Genomic DNA, 18623 nt, shown 5'->3' on the forward strand with positions numbered 1-18623 from the left:
AAGCTTTCCTCAATACGGGAAAGCTTTTCTTATATTTCAATCTTCACTTTTTATCTTTTTCATATATATGTAGATAAATAAACTAGGAACTAAAAAACAAGCAAACATAATAAGTGCTGTTATACTTATTTCTTTTATCGAGATATCTGGTGTTACAATGATACAAACAGCTAATATCCCAATAATAATACCTACTGGAATTAATAATAATTTCATGAAATAGCTACGTGACACTCCGCCTGTGTGCTCATATACCTCTACAGAATGTTTTAAATTTAAGAAGTTAATAACTACGATCCCGCCAATAAATATCATTAATAAATCCGAAACACTTTCATATCCTGCCTCTTGCAAGACATAGCGGTAAAAGATGATAGCTAGTATGACGATATTTTGTAAGATGAAAGCCAATCTAATATGTTTTAACCCTTCAATCATTAAACGTTCATCTTTCACGATTTTCATCCTATCACTCCTTTTCCTCCCAAAACAACTCATTCAACGTTTTATCTACTGCATAACAAATTTTCAAACATAAATCTAAAGATGGATTGTATTTCCCCTTCTCAATTAAACTAATCGTTTGCCTTGTAACGCCTACTTTTTCTGCTAATTGTTGCTGTGTTAAATCTAACTGAACACGCGCGACTTTTATTTTACTTACAGCCATTCATGTTCCTCCTCCACCTTTATTGTAACATATATATTCCTTTAAGTAATTTATATTTTACAAAACCAATTAAGTTTTCACCTTATTCCAATTAGTGCGGGCTAATACACAGTGGGGATCCTCCCTACTGCCTATAGTCTCACTTTATTATACACAAAAAAGGAGCCTCTCATAAGAAGCTCCCTCTCCTATATCTATATTATAAGAATAAATGACATCCAAATAAAATTGTAAATAAGTATAGTAATGGATGTACTTCCTTTCCTTTACCCTTCACAATTTTCAAAACTGGATATACTAAAAATCCAATTGCGATTCCATTTGCAATACTAGATGTTAACGGAATACCTATAAAAATCAAAAATGCTGGTAACGCATCTTCAAATTCATTCCAATTAATATCTCGAATGCTTTGTGCCATTAAACTACCTACTATAATTAATGAAGGAGCTGTAATAGCGGCCACACTTGATAAAGAAGCAATAACAGGACTGAAAAATGCCGTTATAATTGTTAGACCAACAACAACAATCCCTGTTAATCCAGTTTTCCCACCTGCAGCAATACCTGCTGACGATTCAATCGTCGCTGCTGTTGGGCTTGTTCCAAAGATAGAACCTGTAGTCCCTCCAATTGCATCTGCAATAAACGCTTTACCAAAACGCTTCTCTGTATTGTCTGTAATTAAACCTGCTTGTTTAATTAAACCAAGTAATGCACCTGTTGTATCGAATAAAAGTACAAGTAAAAATGAAAATACAACACCATATAATCCGTATTCAATTACATCTGAAAATGCATTGGTTGGGTTTGAAACGATAATACCCTCTGGCAAATGAGGCATCGCCACAATTTTATCAGCAAACTTCAATTGCCCTGTAAAGAAGGCGATAATTCCTGTCACAATCATACTAATAAATAATGCACCACTCACACGTAATGCCATTAATACCGCCGCTAATATTAAACCAATTAAAGTTAAAATAACAGCTGGAGAATGAAAATCACCAATCGTAACTAAATTAGACGGATGATCTACGATAATTCCAGAAAGGCGCAATCCAATAAAAGCAATAAATAGTCCAATTCCACCTGCAATTGCATGCTTTAAACTATCAGGAATTGCTAAAATTAACTTTTGCCTAAACGAAGTAAAAGATAATAAAAGAAAAATAATCCCCGTTACAAATACAGCTGAAAAGGCAACTACATATGTAATCCCTTCTGCCTTCTGTACAACAGAATAAGCAAAATATGCATTCATTCCCATAGCTGGAGCAATAACAATCGGGTAATTCGCGAAAATTGCCATACCTACTGTTCCAACAACGGTGGCAATAATTGTTGCTGTAAACGCTTGGTCAAATGGTACACCTGCATCAGATAATATTTTTGGATTGATGACAAGAATATACGCAAATGTAAAAAAAGTTGTGATGCCAGCTAAAAACTCTTGCTTCACAGAAGTGTTATATTTTTGTAATTGAAACATGCTTATGTACCCTTCCTACACCTGAATTATTATCACACATTCTTTTCTTACTAGTATGTGAGAAAATATAATACTTAATCTTAACAATCAATAAAAAGAAGAGTCAATATATTCCCTAATAGTTCGAATTTTAAGTTTAAGTCTGACAAGTACAGATGTAGTACAGTTCATTATGATTATTTTTGTAGCATAACAGATAGAAATGTTTTATAATTTGAAATAGTTAAATATTTAGCAAACGCATTCAAATATCGTTCACTCTACAAGGGGGATTCTTCTTATGCAGCACACAAACAAATCTGGAACTTTAAATCGTGGTTTAAAAGAACGACATATTACTTTAATGTCACTTGGCTCAGCTATTGGTGTTGGGCTATTTTTAGGATCCGCTTCCGCTATTAAACTAGCCGGTCCTTCTATTTTACTAGGCTATATGATTGCCGGACTCGTTATTTTTTTCATTATGCGAGCTCTCGGGGAAATGGCAATTGAACAACCTGTTGCCGGTTCTTTTAGTAAATATGCATATGATTATATCAGCCCACTCGCTGGTTATATTACTGGTTGGAATTACTGGTTCTTATGGGTTGTTACTTGTATGGCTGAAATTACAGCAGCTGGTATTTACATGCAGTACTGGTTCCCAGATATCCCGCGCTGGACTTGGGCATTACTTGCTCTATTGTTAATGAGCGCTTTTAACTTCTTATCGGTAAAAGTATTTGGAGAACTTGAGTTTTGGTTTGCTCTCATTAAAATTGTCACAATTATCTGTATGATAGTAGTCGGAGCTGGTATTATTTTATTCGGATTCGGAAACGGTGGTATCGCTACTGGTATTTCAAACCTTTGGTCACATGGTGGCTGGTTCCCAAATGGTTTTTCTGGGTTACTACTCTCCATGCAGATGGTACTATTCGCTTATTTAGGCGTTGAATTAATCGGTGTTACAGCTGGTGAAGCTCAAAATCCGAAGAAAACACTCGCAAAAGCAATTGATAACGTATTTTGGAGAATATTACTGTTCTACGTAGGAGCTCTATTCGTTATGATGGCAATTTATCCATGGAACGAACTTGGTGAGAAAGGAAGCCCATTCGTATTAACATTCCAGCAAATTGGTATCGCAAAAGCAGCAGGTATTATTAATTTTGTCGTATTAACAGCAGCTCTTTCTTCTTGTAACGGTGGTTTATTTAGTACAGGCCGTATGCTATTTACATTAGCTCAGCAGAAAAAAGCTCCTGAAAGATTTGGTCGTTTAAATAAAAACGGCATTCCAAGCCAAGGAATTGTAGCAACTGCTATCGTTTTACTCATTGGTGTTATATTAAACTATCTCGTACCTGCAAAGGTATTTACATGGCTTACTAGCATTTCAACTTTCGGCGCAATTTGGACTTGGGGAATTATATTAGTTGCTCAAATTAAATTCCGTAAAAGCTTACCTACTCAAAATAAACAAAAGTTATCATATAAAATGCCTTTATACCCATTAAGCTCATATTTCTCACTCGTTTTCCTTGTATTAGTACTAGGTATAATGGCGTATTCAGAAGATACACGAATTGCATTGATTGTCGGCCCAATTTGGCTTATCGGCTTAGCAATCGTATATTACATGAAAGGGTTTCATAAGATTGATGAAACACCTAACTCAAAAATTAGTTAAGCAAAACACCCCTTCCTTATTACTTGGAAGGGGTGTTTTTATATCTATATAAATATTTCTCAACAAAATTCACGGTATTTTTACAATCTTTTAATATTTTTTATGTTTTCCGTCTTTATTTTTACAGAAAAATAAATTACATTATTAAAGCACATATATTTATTATTAGGGGGATTCTTCTATGAAGAATAAAAAATGGATTACATTTTCTTTAGCAACAGCAATTACACTAAGTATAGGGACCTCGTTCATACCGTCTACTTATGCCGAAAGCTCTGTAGACCCAGCTCCTGAAATTGCTGCAAAAGTTGTAAATCAAAACAATGGGAAGAAAGTATTATTCGATAATACACACGGTCAAACTGCTGGGACAGCTGACTGGGTTATTGACGGCGGCTTTTCTGACTTCGGAAACGGCATTGCAAAAAACGGATATCACGTAAAAGAACTTCGTAAATCAACACCTATTACGTACGAAGACTTAAATGGTTACAATGTATTTATCGTTCCAGAAGCTAATATTCCTTACAAAAAATCTGAGCAGGACGCTATGTTACAATATGTAAAAAATGGTGGTAGTATCTTCTTTATTGCCGATCATTACAATGCGGATCGTAATAAAAATCGCTGGGACTCTTCTGAAGTATTTAATGGATATAGACGCGGTGCTTGGGATAATCCAGCAAAAGGAATGTCTAATGAAGAAGCAAATTCACAAGCTATGCAAGGAGTAGAAAGCTCTGATTGGCTATCTGACAACTTCGGTATTCGCTTCCGCTACAATGCACTTGGTGATGTTTCAGCGAAAACAATTGTATCGCCTGAACAATCTTTCGGAATTACAAAAGGTGTTTCTTCTGTAGCAATGCATGCTGGTTCTACTCTAGCAATTACAAACCCAAAACTAGCAAAAGGACTTGTTTACCTTCCAGAAAATCCATCAAAATGGAATAACGCTGTTGATAGTGGCGTTTATAATGGCGGTGGTATTGCAGAAGGCCCATATGCTGCAATTGCAAAAATAGGACTTGGAAAAGCTGCCTTTATTGGTGACTCTTCTCCTGTTGAAGATGCAACGCCAAAGTACGTTCGTGAAGATTCTGGCCAAACAAAGAAAACTTACGATGGTTATAAAGAAGAAAACGATGCGATTTTATTAGAAAACATCGTAAATTGGTTATCGAATAAAGAGACATTTACAAGTTTAGATCAAGTAAATGGTTTACAACTTGATTCACCTACAGCTCTACAAACATTTGAACAGCCAAGCTTATCAACAGAACCACAACCTGAACCTTGGAGTGCACCAAATGCAGGTTATCAATGGTTTAATACAAATACTTTTAAACCAGGTTCATACGGTTATAACGGTGCGGTAACAACAAGCGACTACGTCGTTACACACCCTAGCATTCTACCAAACAATGAAATTTTCCAAATGAAGATTCAAGTAAACAACTTACTACCTAATACAACTTATAACAACTATTCTTTAGGTATATTCACTACTGGTGGAACACAAGTAGCAAAAGTTCAAAATACAAACGGCACTTGGCCATCTGCTTTCGGATATAGTAGTGCATTCTCTTTCACAACAAACAGCTTAGGCTCTGCTGAAAAAGTTGTAAATGTACAGATTGATTCAAATACAACTGGACAAGCAACGCTTCGTCTACGTCAAAATACAACAGCGAAATATAATGAAACTGTAACGATTAATAAAAAATAATGAAAAAGGCAATCCATACATGGATTGCCTTCTTTTCACTTCTCTTCTTTTGAGAAAAACATTCTTGAAATAACGATACCTATACTACCGACGATTAGGAATAACACTGCCCTAATCATCATCGAAACCTCCGGTAAGTCAAGTAGGAATAACTTCCCTACCGTTACTACTAATACGATTAATCCAGCATATAATATTTCATTCATCTGTCTATAACGGCCAAACCAAACTGCAAATAACGCATATATCATCCATAATAACGATACAGATACGCTAATTATACTTCCATCTGTAGAAAGAAATTCACCAATTCTAGTAATTGTAATAAATACAATGACCATTAACCAGTAGAGCGCTATAGAGTACACATACTTACCAAAACTCGCTAACACTTCTTTCGCTTGTCTCATGCAATAATAGAATGTTCCTATTAAAATAATATGAGCAACAAAGCCTGCCGAAATAAATTGATCAAACGGACTAAAAATCGTTTGTATCATTCCAATCGCGTAAATCGTTGCACTAACATACAATTTTATCTGTTGTTTTCCTTTAATAGAAGTAACCATTCCAAGGAAACCTTGTAATAATAGTACGATCGCTGCATTTACTAAACTATACTCGTATAAAATCGCTAAACTAAATGCTCCCATTGTGAAACCAAATAAGAGATTTGTAAATGTAGAATGTCTATTCTTCCTATACTCAAGCACAAACATAACAGCGTGCACAATTGCACTAATAATTAATCCCCATGTTGTAAAATCAGGTATTTTTGAAATAGCTAGTATAAAGAACACTGCATTCGCACTAAATATCGCCAAACGCGGTTCTGGTATAAAACTTCTCTCCGTAAACATATGCCAAAATAATAGTAAATGAATCAAACCATATACAATCGTTAACTGTATTTGCAAGTTCTCTACTAATATTGACATAACAGCAAAGAAGACAAAAAGAACAATGGCCGCAACAGCGTAAGAAATCATATATAAATATTTATAACGATTTTTCAATCCATACCATAATAAACTAAGTGTTAACACTGTCTCATATCCAAAGAAAATATAAGGATTAGGAGTCGTACTATTTAACAAGAATGGCACGAAGAACGCTCCTACCGCTACGAAGATAGTAAGGTATTCCGAGTTATATCTTTTCGCTAAATAAATCCCTAAAATAACCCATGTAATATTAAAGAGAAACGCGATACTTGCCGGAATAAATGCATACAAATAATGTGCCGCAAACGTCGTTAAAACAATCCCCGAAATACTTCCTCCAACCAATACTAATCCTAACGCCTGCCGCTCTCTTTTAATTTGAATATCTCCTATATAATACAAACCGATAGATAATGCGATACCAAACACAATTCGTATTGCTGGTGTTAATAAACCAGCATCTACCCCTGCTTTAAATAACCAGATCACTCCAAGCAACATAATACCGACAAATACACGCGGTAACCACGTTTGACAAAACTTAATAATATTAAATGGCTCTGGTTTAAAAGCAGATATATCTACTTGTTTTACCTCACATTCTTGCAAAGGCTCTTTTATCTTAACTATTTCTTCTTTTGGCTTTTCCTCCATTACCGTTTCAATATATTCTTTCTTATCCTTACTAACATGTTGCTGAGCGTTTTCTACTTCTATTTCCCTTTGCTTCACCTTTAATTCAGCAAGTGCTTCTTGAATCGTTTCAATTGCCGTTTCGAGTGCTTCTATTTTCTTATCCAAATCCTTCTTCATATGCTACCCCCTTATTCGTAACTCTCATTAAACCTATATATTACCAATTACCTTTATCATACTCTTAGTCTATTCATTTTCAATAGTATTTTTCCAAAAAAAGAAAGGTGTCTTCCCAAAATAGGAAAACACCTTTTTACTCATTTATTCTTATTTAAAGCAATGCTAACGATGAAACCAAGACACATGCCTACAATAGCTGGAACAATCCATCCAACACCTTCTGTATAAAACGGAATGTATTTTAATACTGACGTCCACTGATTCATCATTACATTTTTATTTAAAATATCAATTGCACTAAATATTGCTACAATCCAAACAGTTACTGTATATACGTATGCATACTTCCCAATATACTTATGGAATAACCCTAGAATAATAAGCGTTAATGCAATTGGATAAATAAATCCAAGAATTGGTACTGATACTTTTAAAATTTGCGTTAATCCTAAATTAGCTAAGATCATACTAACAACGCTTACTATAAATGCCCACACTTTATAAGATACTTTCGGAAATGCACTCGAAAAAAATTGACTACAAGACGTAACAAGTCCAATTGAAACACATAAACATGAGATAGTAAAAATAAGACCTAATAAAACGACTCCGCCCTGTCCAAATAATGTAGTCATAACTTGTGCTAACACTTTGGCACCGTTATCAAATGTTCCTAATGAGCCACTAATTGCCCCCACATATCCAAGGATGACATAAATAATCGATAATAATAGTCCTGCCCCGATTCCAGCAATACTCATATATTTCGCTAAACCTTTATCATCTTCAATACCCTTTGCACGTAATGCATTTGCAATAACAATTCCAAAGATTAAAGCAGCTAACGCATCCATTGTTAAATATCCATCTAAAAACCCTTGAAACATAGGAGCTTGGCCATAGTTCCCTATTGGTTCTTTCATATCTCCTACTGTTGTAAACATACTCTTTATAAAAATAAGTGCAATCATACATAATAATAACGGCGTCAAGACTTTTCCAAACAACCCCATTAGTTTAGATGGTGATAAACTTAACCAGTAAACAATACTAAAGAAAATAACTGTGTAAAACAATAATACTCCGCTTCCTGCTTCAGGGAATAACTGACCTGGCCCCATTTCAAAGGCTAAACTTCCCGCACGTGGTATACCAAGCCCAGGTCCAATAAATACATACACGATACATGGAAAAATAATTGCAAATGAAGAATGAACTCTACCCGCTAACGTTTGAAAACTTCCTGCTTTTGCAATAGAAATAACACCTAATATAGGAAGACCTGTTGCTGATATAATAAATCCTACTAACGAAATCCACACATGTTCTCCTGCTTCATATCCAAGAAAAGGTGGGAATATAAGATTCCCTGCTCCAAAGAACATCGAGAATAACATAAGACTAATAAGTAAAATTTCTTTTTTCTGTAACAATTTCATTTCTTTCTCCTTCTTTAATTTCATCTTTTATGAAATCAATTCCACATATAAAAAAAGTACAATAACCCGCTTCCTTACAAAGAAAACATAGTCCATAGTCTATCACAAAAGAAACACCCCTTCTATAGCTATTCCCTTTTTCCAATCTCTTCTGAAAAATCAACCTTTATTGACTTATAATAGTTAATAAAGTAAAATATTAAATGTACAAAATTATTAACTTTGTTTTTGTTTGTGTCAGGAGGAAAATAACATGGAATCAGCGATACAACTAGAAAGAGAACAACAAAGAAAAAAGAAACATCCTCCAGGTTTATACTTACTCTTCTTTACAGAAATGTGGGAAAGATTTAGTTACTATGGATTACGAGGATTATTAACATTATATTTAACGACAGCTTTAGTAAGCGGTGGTCTTGGGTTTAGTCCCGCATGGGCACTCTCTATTTACGGATTTTATACTGGAGCCTGTTATTTCACACCAATGATTGGTGGATACTTAACAGACCGTTTTCTAGGTAGACGAAAAGCAATCACAATTGGTGGTATAACAATGGCAATCGGTAACCTTACACTATTTGCCTTGCAAAACCAATTAGGCCTATACCTCGGATTAGCGCTTATTATTATCGGTAACGGATTCTTCAAACCGAACATCTCTACACTGGTTGGAGAATTATACGAAGAGAACGATCCAAAACGTGATAGTGCATTTACCATTTTCTATATGGGTATTAACGTCGGGTCATTTTTAGCTCCACTCGTTTGCGGGTTTTTATCAGAAAATTTATTCAAAACAACAGTTGATGGCGTTGTACATTACGGATTCCGTTACGGTTTCTTAGCCGCTTCAATCGGAATGATTATTGGACAAATTTTATTTACAACATTATCAAATCGCTTCCTTGGTGATATCGGTAAAAAACCAACTCGCGATTTACAAACAACAGATGGACAACCATCAGTAGGAGATACACCGTTAACAAAAAAAGAAAAACAACGTACCGCAGTTATCGTCATTTTAACATGCTTCGTTGTCTTCTTCTGGGCTGGCTTTGAACAAGCTGGTAGCTCGTTAACATTATATACAAACAAATTTGTAGACCGCTCTGTGTTCGGATGGGAAGTTCCAACATCTTGGTTCCAATCGGTCAATCCATTATTTATTATTTTACTTGCTCCAGTCATTTCTGCATTATGGGCAAAACTTGCAACTCGCAAGCGCGGTGATTTAAAAATCCCAACTAAAATGGGACTTGGTATGATCTTGCTTGGTATCGGTTATATCATTCTCGTTATCGCTACATTAAAAACAGGTAGTGATGAACATAACATTACAGAAAAAGCAAACTTACTATTTATCGTCTTTACGTATCTTTTCCATACGTTAGGTGAGCTATTCTTATCACCTGTCGGACTATCAATGGTTAGTGCGCTTGCTCCGGTAAAATTAGCATCTTTACTAATGGGTGTATGGCTAGCAAGTTCAGGTATCGCCAACATTTTAGGCGGACAACTTGCAAGCTTCACAACCTCACTTGGATACGCTGAAGTATTCACGGTTATTGGCGCTGTGGCAATTGTATTAGGTTGTGTTTTATTATTAATTTCTAAGAAATTAGTGAAATGGATGGATTAAAAAAGATGAGGAATTTCTCCTCATCTTTTTTTATGCCGTTTTACCTTTTTCTATTGCTTGTTCGTACAGCTCTTTATGTTCTTTATATTCACTTGGTACGAAACTCTTATAGAAGAATGAGAACCAGCTGTCTCCCTTTTTATACCCTTCTTCTCGAATTTCTGCTGCTTTTTTATTCAATTTAAACCCTTCAGTAAACCATTTCTTTAACAATTCATTTCTTTCATACTTAGCAGGAACTTTTAAATTATAGTTTTCAAATGCATACTTATAGCCAGCCTTTTCTACTGCCTTTTTTGTAGACTTATAGCCTTTTTCATACGCTGTTTCATATGCCTTCACGTATACTTCTTTCTCTCTATTTCCAGGATTCTTTTCAGCTAGTTCTTTCCCTGTCTTTTCTCCTAATTCAGCTTGTTCTTTTCCTTTTTCAAAATGCGTTTTCTTCTGCTCTTCTAAAGACCATGCGGCTGCATAAGTCGCTTTAAACGCTTGTTTATATGCATCAGATTTTCCAGCTACATGCACTTCTGCATCATTTTTTCCTGCTTTAAAATCAGTTTCTCCATTCTTTTGACCTTCAAGTTGACCTTTTTCCATATCAGCTTGGCGCTGCGCTTCCTCTTGCTTACGTGCCTCTTCAGCTTTTCTTTGTTCTTCGGCTACACGTTGTCTCTCTTCTTCAGCTTTACGCTGTGCTTCTGCTTGTCTCTCAGCTTCTACAGCACTATTATTATTCTGGCTAGGAGCTGGGCTCGTTGCACCACTACTAGAAGCTGGTTTATTGTGATAATGATATTCCCCGTACTGTAATCCCCATTTCTCACAATTTGTACGACACGTATGTCCGCCATTAGCATCTGTACGCCCTGGATGCGCATAAGCTGAAATTGGAGCTACCAATAACGCTATACTCGTTGTTAAAAGAAGTTTCTTCACCTGTTGTCTCACTCTTGTTCCTCCCAAAATATAGAATTATAACTTTATTATACATAAATAGAAGAATACTTAAATACAAACCAAAACATTCTATTTTTTCTCAACATTAGTAAAAAAGAAGGTGAACTCTTTAAAGAGTTCACCTTCTTTTTTACTTCTTCGCCTTCGTTCCTACTAAATCACCAGCAACAACATAACGCTTAGAATTATCCTTTACAGATACACATGTAATAAGCGTTATCTCATCTTTCCCATGATCCTCCACAACTTCCCACTTATCAGGAGTTACTTCAGATACACCAGTAACCGCATACTCATATTCATTTTCATTGTCATACAAATAAATTTTATCGCCTTTTTTCAAAGAAGCTATATCACTAAATAAAACACCTTTTTTAGACATGTTATGTCCTGCTAGTGCGTAATTTCCTTTTCCCATAACTTGATTTTCTTTTACTGTCGCTGCACCTGTTAATAAGTTTTTTTCAGTAGAAGCTTTCAAAACAGGCAGTTCTACTGAAACACTTGGAATCGAAATACGACCAATTACTTGTTTCTTATCTAATGATGCATTCGCTACTTCCGCCAAGTCTGGTTGATTAATTTTGGAAGCATCTACAAATTCCGTCTCATGCTTTTCATAATCCATCTTTTGAACAGCCTGCACATTTTCAGTCTGTTTCTTTTCAGCCTGATATCCATCATAAAATGGCTTTCCAATTAACACCCCACCTACAACAAATAGCAGGATTGCTACTATACTATAAATTCTTTGCTTATTCATATACAATTCCTTTCCCTTACAAAATCTTACTCTATATAAAATGATAAAATAATATCGCCATATGTACAAGTATTAGCTGAAAAGAAACCTTCTTGCCGGTGCAAGAAGGTTTCTTTTTAAGCTAATTTATTTCTGTATAATGATACGTGAAATACTGTCATTTGAATAAAGAAAATAGAAAATAGAATATATAATGGGTATCCAGGAAGATATTCATTAATAATAGGCGAAAAAGTTAAAAATCCAACTGCACAAGGTAACACAAACCATAACGATACAAATGTTGTTCGACAAGCTTTATCCGTAATCGCTTTTTCACGTTCATCTTCTAGTGGAAATAATAATGGATACATCCAAAAAGATAAATTCTTATATTTTTTCTTTTGAATTCTATAAAAAATTGTAACTATAATAGCTCCAATAAATAATAAAATAAATGGTACTCCATTAACCGCTACTTCAAACGGGAATTTCTCGTTTTTAAATATGTCTGCTAACTCTGTAATAACACTATAAAATTCAACAAATGTCCAGCATGCTAGTGCAGTATAGAGTACATTTATAATATAAGAAAAACCAATTCTACTCATCCTCTTCCCCCTCCTTATTTAAAACAAACACGTCTTCCATCTTTAACTGGAATACATCACAAATCATCAATGCTAGTAACAATGAAGGAACGTAATCCCCTTTTTCAATTGCAGCAACTGTTTGTCTCGTCACTCCAACCTTTTCTGCTAATACACTTTGTGAAAAATTAAAACGAGCTCTTAATTCTTTTACTCTGTTTAAAATGGTCAAATTTACCACCTCTCACCATTATTGTATGCTACCCTTAACAAAATGTAAACTTAACTTAACATTAATATTGTAATAAATCCAACTCTACGTATTGTAAAGTTGGATTACGTTTTAGTTTAAAATTGTAACTTTAACGATTTTTCTTCCCCATTGACTAGAAGACCCTTTATCAGGCATTAACACATCAATTCTGTTACCTTTAATCGCTCCACCAGTATCTGCTGCAATTGCGACTCCATAACCTTCAACATTTACAGTTTTGCCTAATGGAATAACACTTGGATCTACAGCAATTAATTTCATTCCTGGGTTTGCAGTTAGATTATAACCTTTACCACCTGGTCCCCATGCAGAAAATACTTGTTGACCTGACGCATAACCATTTTCCGCTGGATCAGCTGTATAAGCTGTAGCTTCTACATAAATTTCTTTCCCACCAGCAGTTGGCTTAGAAGGTTGTGCAGGTTCTACCTTCGAATTATTATTAGCAACTGGTTCTGCCGGTTTACTAGCTTTTTCTTGCTTTTGCTTTTCAGCAATTTCTGCTTGTGCTTTCGCTAAAGCTTCTTGCTCAGCCTTTGCAGCCGCTTCTGCTTTTGCACGCTCTTCCGCTGCGATTCTTGCTGCTTCTTGTTCACGAGCAATTGTTTCTTGTACTGCCTTCATATTTGATTCAATTTTAGCTTTCTCTTCCGCTGCTAAATTAAGCTGACTTGCAACCTCATTATATTTAGCTTGAACTGTTTGTAAGTTATCTTGACGTTTTTTCAAGTTATCTTGCAGTTCAGCTTGCGCTTTTGCTAATTTTTGTTTGTCTACTACTAAAGATGCTTCTTTTTCGTCAATTGTTTTCTTATCTTCTTCAATTTGACGAAGATCTTGTTCTTGTAGACGTAAAATTTCTTTATCAGCTTCTAGAATAGTAGAAACTGCGTTCATACGTTGTAAGAAGTCTGCAAAGTTTTTTGACTCTACTACAACTTCTACTACTAAACTTGTATTTGAACTGTTTTGAACAGAAACCATACGTTTTCTCATAATGTCTTTACGAGCAAGGACTTTATCCTCTAAAACGACAATTTCTTCCTTTTTTTGTTCAATCTGCTTATGTGTTTCATCGATTTTACGTTGAATAGCAGCTTGATCCTCTTTATTTTTTGCAATTGTATTATTTAAATTATGTAGTTCGTTTTCGATACCTTTAATTTCTTTACTAACAGCTTGCTTCTCTTGCTCTTTCTTTTGCATTTCTGCATCGTTTTGTTGCAATTGCTGTTGCATGTTGTTAAGTTTCTCGTCGTTTGACTCTGCTTTAACAGCGACTGTACTAGAAAGACCGATAATTCCTGCTAATACTAGACAGCTGATTCGCTTAAAATAGTTCATAATCCGACTCCCTTCTTATACAGTTATACATGATTTATTTTACAGTTTGTTTACAAAACGATTAAATACAGTTTATTTTTCGTGACAAAAAAAAGAGAATTATGAATAAAATGTAATAGATTCTTAAATATTTAACAATTCCTATATTTAAAAAATACAAAAGATGCTAAAATCCAAATATAGAGAAAATATAACTTTCGAAGGCGGTTGAAATAAATACATGTTTACTCAAAAGAAATCACTCCAACATACAATTGCTCAATTAGAAGAGCGTATACAAGAATTAGAAGCAGAATTGAAACAAAAAGATATTGAAAAACAAGAGACTATTTCGACTATCCACGATCGTGTACAAAGCGTTGTACACGAGCATCAACTTGTAAATAACCAACACAATACACTCCAAAATTTAGTTCAACAATTAAGTTCATGTTTCGAAAATGTTTCAACACGCACGACACATTCCAATGAGTTAAATAATGAAATGTTGCAAAAGGAACAAAGCTTAATTCAGTCTATTGCAGAAATTATTGACTGCTCTAATGAAGGAAAAGAATCCGTTCACCGCTTACTTATTGTAATTAATAAATTAGGTGAACAATCTCAACGCACGTCTAATAGTATGAATCATCTAAGCGAACGCTCAAAGGAAATCGAGCAAATTGTAGAAGTCATTCAAAACATTGCAGCACAAACAAATTTACTTGCCTTAAATGCGAGTATTGAAGCCGCACGTGCTGGAGAGCACGGTAAAGGATTCGCTGTCGTTGCCAATGAAGTAAGAAAACTAGCGGAAAGTACAGCAGAAAGCACAAAAAACATCGGCAACTTAACGAAAAAAATTCAAGAAGAAATTGAAAAAGCATACGATAATACAAAAGATAATTTACATTTAGTCGATGAAGGTGTAGAAATGAGCGCCGATACAAACGCTAGAATTGAAAATATTTTAGTTATGATTCAAACGTTACAAAATGGCGCTACAAATGTTATTAAGGCTATTGAAAACCAAAAGTCTTGTAATGATGACATATTACGAGAATTCGCTAATACACAACAAATGTTCCAAAAATTAAATACTACTATTATGAATCATATTCATGATGCTGAAAAAGTCGATGTTCAATTGTCTAAAAGTCTTCAAGGAACAGTAACTTCTTAATTAAAAATAAAAATCCCTTATACTGCTATAAGGGATTTTTATTTTATTTCGAATATTTATTTCTTTTCAATATTCATCCATATCTTTGTTATAATGGAAAAGTTGTTTCTTTCAACTAATAAACAAGGAGGTTATTATGGAACAATTTTACTACGTTTTAAAATATTTAATTCTCGGTCTGTTCCAAGGACTAACAGAACCAATTCCGATTTCTTCAAGTGGTCACCTCGTTTTAGCACAACATTTGCTAGGACTAAAAATAGAAGGATTTAGCTTCGAACTACTTGTTAATTCAGCTTCATTATTAGCTGTATTACTTATTTATAGAAATGATTTAATTCGTCTGACGAAGAATGGTCTCTCTTATATATTTACAAGAGCAGAAGACGCGAAATCAGATTTCTTCTTTATTATTTATCTTGTTATTGCAACCATTCCAGCAGGTGTTATTGGTGTTTTATTTAAAGATTACATCGATCAGTACTTAAAAGGTGTGAAGATGGTTGGGATTTCCCTTCTTATTACTGCTGTCGGCCTTTGGATTATTAGAAATTTACGCGGTCGTAAAAATGATGGCGACCTTTCTATGAAAGATGCAATCATCGTCGGATTAGCACAAGCTTGCGCACTGATTCCTGGAATAAGCCGATCTGGTGCCACAATCGTAGCAGCAATGTTACTTGGTATGAAGCAAGAAACAGCTCTTCGCTTCTCATTCTTACTATACATTCCTGTTAGCTTAGGTGGCTTATTGTTAAGCATTACAGACATTGCAAATGATCCAAATCTAGACACATTATTCGTACCATATGTCGTTGCATTCATCGCAACATTTATCATGACGTATATTTCACTAAAATGGTTTATGAACATTATGGCAAAAGGAAATTTAAAGTATTTCTCTTTCTATTGTATTATCGTAGGTGTACTTACTCTTATTTTCTTATAAAGTGAAACTTACAAATCGAAAGCGAGTCATTCTATTACACTAGATGACTCGCTTTTTTATACCTTTATTAAGTTAAAACCTATCATTCACTTCGGATTTTCAGAATATTATAATAATTATTAAGTTCACTATTATAGTAAAGCTATCTTTCCTACTATTATCGTAAAAGAGGTGTTTATATACTTATAGTTACTAAACTCATTCACATTAAGTACGGATATGAAAGTGAACTACTTTGTGAGCTTAAACAATATTATCCTTCCCCTGGAACGAACGGTTTTATTAACATAGAGTTTTCACATGTTCATCGTACAAATGATAAGACAGAATATATGTTTCGTATGTTATGGAAAACACAACAAGATTACCATACATGGCTTTCTCAAAGAAAAGGCCATGAAACTTTGAAGTACAAAATACAAGGCTATATCCTTTCTTCCAAATCAAATGCTACCTATGTGCATTAACTCTTCTCTTTTTATTCCTTGCGAGGAGAAAAATGATAAAGTGAAACTTTAATCCTCACCAATCGTGCTTCCCACAAATAGCGGGATAAAGAGCCCTCTTACTTTTCATACTGTAAGAGGGCTTCTCTTATGCATACACTTTCTTTTCTTGACAATACAAACGAATAACATGTTTATTTTGTTGAAATACATCATGCGTCAGACGAATAATAATAAAGTTTCGTTTTGTTTGATCATCATGAACAAAAATCTGTTCTCCCTCCTGAAAACGCCATGCACTTTCAAAAGTCGTAATATGATCCCCACTTACAGAAAAAAGTTCATATCGCATCTCTTGTACCCTCTCTCAACTTACATAATCATAATATCCTCATATTAAATTTATTATAACTTAATTCCTATAAAATTAGTAATTATTTCTATTTCGAAAGATTTTAACTTTGTATTTAAATATTTTTAGCGCTATAATGATAAACGAATTTTTATTGAAAGGAGTTTCACTTTGACTGCATATTTATTTCCAGTAAAAACAGCATTTATTTTATTTCCTTTTTTAGCAATGTTTCTTTTAATCCCTTTTCTAATATTTAATTATCGAAAATACGGTTATTTAAATAAATGGCGCTCATTTATTTTATACTCATTATTACTTTACTTATTAAATGCCTATTTTCTTGTTATTTTGCCGTTGCCACAAACGTTTGATACTTGTAGCCTACAATCGGCTAATACACAACACATGCAACTCTCACCATTTTATTTCATACAAGAGATTAGTAGTCATACATCGGCAGTTTTAACGAAACCGGCTACTTATTTCTACTTATTAAAAGAGTCTGCTTTTTTACAAGTTGCATTTAATGTTCTATTAACTGTTCCATTCGGTATTTACTTACGTTATTATTTCCGACGTAGTTTCCTACAAACAATTTACATTTCCTTTTTCCTTTCACTATTTTTCGAGCTAACACAAGTGACTGGATTATACGGTATATACAATTGTGCATACCGATTATTTGATATCGATGATTTGTTTTTAAATACATTAGGTGGCGTAATTGGTTTTATCATTGCACCAATATTTACGTACTTCCTTCCAAAAACAAACGAGTTAGATAGTCATATTAATTTAGAAACGAAACCAGTCGGATTCATTCGTCGCCTTATCGCGATGCAAATTGATTGGATTTTCTTATCTATCGTTGTACCTGTCATTAAAAACAAAGGAAATTCTTTCTTCGTTTCTAATATGCAATCTTACACCAATATGTATGAACTCATTTTCATTACGTGTTCAATCCTTATTTACTTTATTATTATTCCATACTTTACGAATGGAAAAACAATTGGGAAAGCATTGCTTCGCATTCACCTGAAAGGAAAATCAGATCGTATTACATTAAAAGAACTATTTATTCGATACGGTATATTTTATTTTGCGTTAGGCGGAATCAATTATATTCTTTCTAGTAGTTCTATGTTAAATCATACAGAACCTTTAGTATTACTCGTTACATTGTTATTCCTATTCATCATTAACGGCCTGTTTATTATTCATGTTTTACTGCATGTATTTAGCCGTGATAAACTACTATTTTATGAGCATATTAGTCATACAAGAAATGCAATTACACTAAAAAAAGCTGACAAATAATTATTTGTCAGCTTTTTCATATACATAATGTGAAACTTTAATCAACCCTCCCAAAACGAGCGGTTATCTCCCACCGAATT

18 protein-coding genes are annotated in these 18623 nt (G+C 34.2%); 7 read left to right on the forward strand and 11 right to left on the reverse strand.

Going from position 1 to position 18623, the window contains the following annotated elements; genetic code table 11:
- Window positions 1–36: 36 nt before the first annotated feature.
- From ASE54_RS30780 to ASE54_RS30790, 3 genes are all read right to left on the reverse strand, one after another.
- Window positions 37–465 carry a hypothetical protein gene (locus tag ASE54_RS30780; RefSeq protein ID WP_000706625.1) on the reverse strand — a complete coding sequence of 143 codons (429 nt, stop codon included), beginning with the start codon at window positions 463–465 and terminating at the stop codon, window positions 37–39.
- Between the two features lie 4 nt (window positions 466–469).
- On the reverse strand, window positions 470–670 hold the full coding sequence (locus ASE54_RS30785; RefSeq protein WP_000301184.1) for a helix-turn-helix transcriptional regulator: 201 nt from the start codon (window positions 668–670) through the stop codon (window positions 470–472).
- A gap of 199 nt (window positions 671–869) precedes the next feature.
- Window positions 870–2162 carry an NCS2 family permease gene (locus tag ASE54_RS30790; protein ID WP_000487187.1) on the reverse strand — a complete coding sequence of 431 codons (1293 nt, stop codon included), beginning with the start codon at window positions 2160–2162 and terminating at the stop codon, window positions 870–872.
- 280 nt (window positions 2163–2442) lie between these two features.
- Here ASE54_RS30790 and ASE54_RS30795 point away from each other — a divergent pair, with 280 nt between their 5' ends.
- Window positions 2443–3834: an amino acid permease gene (locus ASE54_RS30795; RefSeq protein ID WP_001164901.1), complete on the forward strand. Its 1392-nt coding sequence runs from the start codon at window positions 2443–2445 to the stop codon at window positions 3832–3834.
- 181 nt (window positions 3835–4015) lie between these two features.
- Window positions 4016–5563, forward strand: coding sequence for a DNA-binding protein (locus ASE54_RS30800; RefSeq protein WP_000791516.1), 1548 nt, complete (start codon window positions 4016–4018; stop codon window positions 5561–5563).
- A gap of 35 nt (window positions 5564–5598) precedes the next feature.
- Here ASE54_RS30800 and ASE54_RS30805 read toward each other — a convergent pair whose 3' ends face one another.
- Together ASE54_RS30805 and brnQ are read right to left on the reverse strand one after the other, a co-directional pair.
- Complete coding sequence (locus ASE54_RS30805) at window positions 5599–7320, reverse strand: DUF2339 domain-containing protein (RefSeq protein ID WP_000710906.1); 1722 nt, start codon at window positions 7318–7320, stop codon at window positions 5599–5601.
- Between the two features lie 140 nt (window positions 7321–7460).
- Window positions 7461–8762 carry a branched-chain amino acid transport system II carrier protein gene (gene brnQ, locus ASE54_RS30810; protein ID WP_000771705.1) on the reverse strand — a complete coding sequence of 434 codons (1302 nt, stop codon included), beginning with the start codon at window positions 8760–8762 and terminating at the stop codon, window positions 7461–7463.
- A gap of 253 nt (window positions 8763–9015) precedes the next feature.
- Between brnQ and ASE54_RS30815 the strand changes: the two genes are divergently transcribed.
- Window positions 9016–10401 (forward strand): peptide MFS transporter, encoded by a 1386-nt coding sequence (locus ASE54_RS30815; RefSeq protein ID WP_000443141.1) that lies wholly within the window; start codon window positions 9016–9018, stop codon window positions 10399–10401.
- A 30-nt stretch (window positions 10402–10431) separates the two neighbouring features.
- Here ASE54_RS30815 and ASE54_RS30820 read toward each other — a convergent pair whose 3' ends face one another.
- From ASE54_RS30820 to ASE54_RS30840, 5 genes are all read right to left on the reverse strand, one after another.
- Complete coding sequence (locus ASE54_RS30820) at window positions 10432–11352, reverse strand: YHYH domain-containing protein (protein WP_001249806.1); 921 nt, start codon at window positions 11350–11352, stop codon at window positions 10432–10434.
- A 139-nt stretch (window positions 11353–11491) separates the two neighbouring features.
- Window positions 11492–12124 (reverse strand): class A sortase, encoded by a 633-nt coding sequence (locus ASE54_RS30825; RefSeq protein ID WP_001041729.1) that lies wholly within the window; start codon window positions 12122–12124, stop codon window positions 11492–11494.
- A gap of 116 nt (window positions 12125–12240) precedes the next feature.
- Window positions 12241–12714, reverse strand: a complete 474-nt coding sequence (locus tag ASE54_RS30830) for a hypothetical protein (protein ID WP_000086544.1) — start codon at window positions 12712–12714, stop codon at window positions 12241–12243.
- Complete coding sequence (locus ASE54_RS30835; protein WP_164468886.1) at window positions 12707–12919, reverse strand: helix-turn-helix transcriptional regulator; 213 nt, start codon at window positions 12917–12919, stop codon at window positions 12707–12709. Before ASE54_RS30835 ends, ASE54_RS30830 begins: the two co-directional genes overlap by 8 nt.
- A gap of 117 nt (window positions 12920–13036) precedes the next feature.
- Entirely contained in the window at window positions 13037–14311 is a 1275-nt protein-coding gene (locus ASE54_RS30840; protein ID WP_001105781.1) for a 3D domain-containing protein, read from the reverse strand.
- Window positions 14312–14531: 220 nt separating this feature from the next.
- Between ASE54_RS30840 and ASE54_RS30845 the strand changes: the two genes are divergently transcribed.
- From ASE54_RS30845 to ASE54_RS35460, 3 genes are all read left to right on the forward strand, one after another.
- Window positions 14532–15473: a methyl-accepting chemotaxis protein gene (locus tag ASE54_RS30845; RefSeq protein WP_000495030.1), complete on the forward strand. Its 942-nt coding sequence runs from the start codon at window positions 14532–14534 to the stop codon at window positions 15471–15473.
- 136 nt (window positions 15474–15609) lie between these two features.
- Window positions 15610–16422 carry an undecaprenyl-diphosphate phosphatase gene (locus ASE54_RS30850; RefSeq protein WP_000434794.1) on the forward strand — a complete coding sequence of 271 codons (813 nt, stop codon included), beginning with the start codon at window positions 15610–15612 and terminating at the stop codon, window positions 16420–16422.
- A gap of 179 nt (window positions 16423–16601) precedes the next feature.
- The gene (locus ASE54_RS35460) at window positions 16602–16889 is read left to right on the forward strand and encodes a hypothetical protein (RefSeq protein WP_043333453.1); all 288 of its coding nucleotides are present in this window, start codon (window positions 16602–16604) and stop codon (window positions 16887–16889) included.
- Window positions 16890–17016: 127 nt separating this feature from the next.
- Here the strand turns inward: ASE54_RS35460 and ASE54_RS30855 are convergent, their stop codons facing one another.
- The gene (locus tag ASE54_RS30855) at window positions 17017–17220 is read right to left on the reverse strand and encodes a hypothetical protein (RefSeq protein WP_001268332.1); all 204 of its coding nucleotides are present in this window, start codon (window positions 17218–17220) and stop codon (window positions 17017–17019) included.
- A gap of 171 nt (window positions 17221–17391) precedes the next feature.
- Between ASE54_RS30855 and ASE54_RS30860 the strand changes: the two genes are divergently transcribed.
- Window positions 17392–18543 (forward strand): VanZ family protein, encoded by a 1152-nt coding sequence (locus ASE54_RS30860; RefSeq protein WP_000128031.1) that lies wholly within the window; start codon window positions 17392–17394, stop codon window positions 18541–18543.
- Window positions 18544–18623 lie beyond the last annotated feature (80 nt).

The sequence above is a fragment of the Bacillus sp. Root131 genome (genome assembly GCF_001429475.1).
Taxonomy (GTDB): domain Bacteria; phylum Bacillota; class Bacilli; order Bacillales; family Bacillaceae_G; genus Bacillus_A; species Bacillus_A thuringiensis_S.

Coding starts and splice junctions, on each gene's coding strand:
- ASE54_RS30800 (WP_000791516.1), top strand. CDS start 4,016: ATGAAGAATAAAAAATGGATTACATTTTCTTTAGCAACAGCAATTACA.
- ASE54_RS30795 (WP_001164901.1), top strand. CDS start 2,443: ATGCAGCACACAAACAAATCTGGAACTTTAAATCGTGGTTTAAAAGAA.
- ASE54_RS30850 (WP_000434794.1), top strand. CDS start 15,610: ATGGAACAATTTTACTACGTTTTAAAATATTTAATTCTCGGTCTGTTC.
- brnQ (WP_000771705.1), bottom strand. CDS start 8,762: ATGAAATTGTTACAGAAAAAAGAAATTTTACTTATTAGTCTTATGTTA.
- ASE54_RS30825 (WP_001041729.1), bottom strand. CDS start 12,124: ATGAATAAGCAAAGAATTTATAGTATAGTAGCAATCCTGCTATTTGTT.
- ASE54_RS30855 (WP_001268332.1), bottom strand. CDS start 17,220: ATGCGATATGAACTTTTTTCTGTAAGTGGGGATCATATTACGACTTTT.
- ASE54_RS30830 (WP_000086544.1), bottom strand. CDS start 12,714: ATGAGTAGAATTGGTTTTTCTTATATTATAAATGTACTCTATACTGCA.
- ASE54_RS30790 (WP_000487187.1), bottom strand. CDS start 2,162: ATGTTTCAATTACAAAAATATAACACTTCTGTGAAGCAAGAGTTTTTA.
- ASE54_RS30840 (WP_001105781.1), bottom strand. CDS start 14,311: ATGAACTATTTTAAGCGAATCAGCTGTCTAGTATTAGCAGGAATTATC.
- ASE54_RS30805 (WP_000710906.1), bottom strand. CDS start 7,320: ATGAAGAAGGATTTGGATAAGAAAATAGAAGCACTCGAAACGGCAATT.
- ASE54_RS30845 (WP_000495030.1), top strand. CDS start 14,532: ATGTTTACTCAAAAGAAATCACTCCAACATACAATTGCTCAATTAGAA.
- ASE54_RS30785 (WP_000301184.1), bottom strand. CDS start 670: ATGGCTGTAAGTAAAATAAAAGTCGCGCGTGTTCAGTTAGATTTAACA.
- ASE54_RS30815 (WP_000443141.1), top strand. CDS start 9,016: ATGGAATCAGCGATACAACTAGAAAGAGAACAACAAAGAAAAAAGAAA.
- ASE54_RS30780 (WP_000706625.1), bottom strand. CDS start 465: ATGAAAATCGTGAAAGATGAACGTTTAATGATTGAAGGGTTAAAACAT.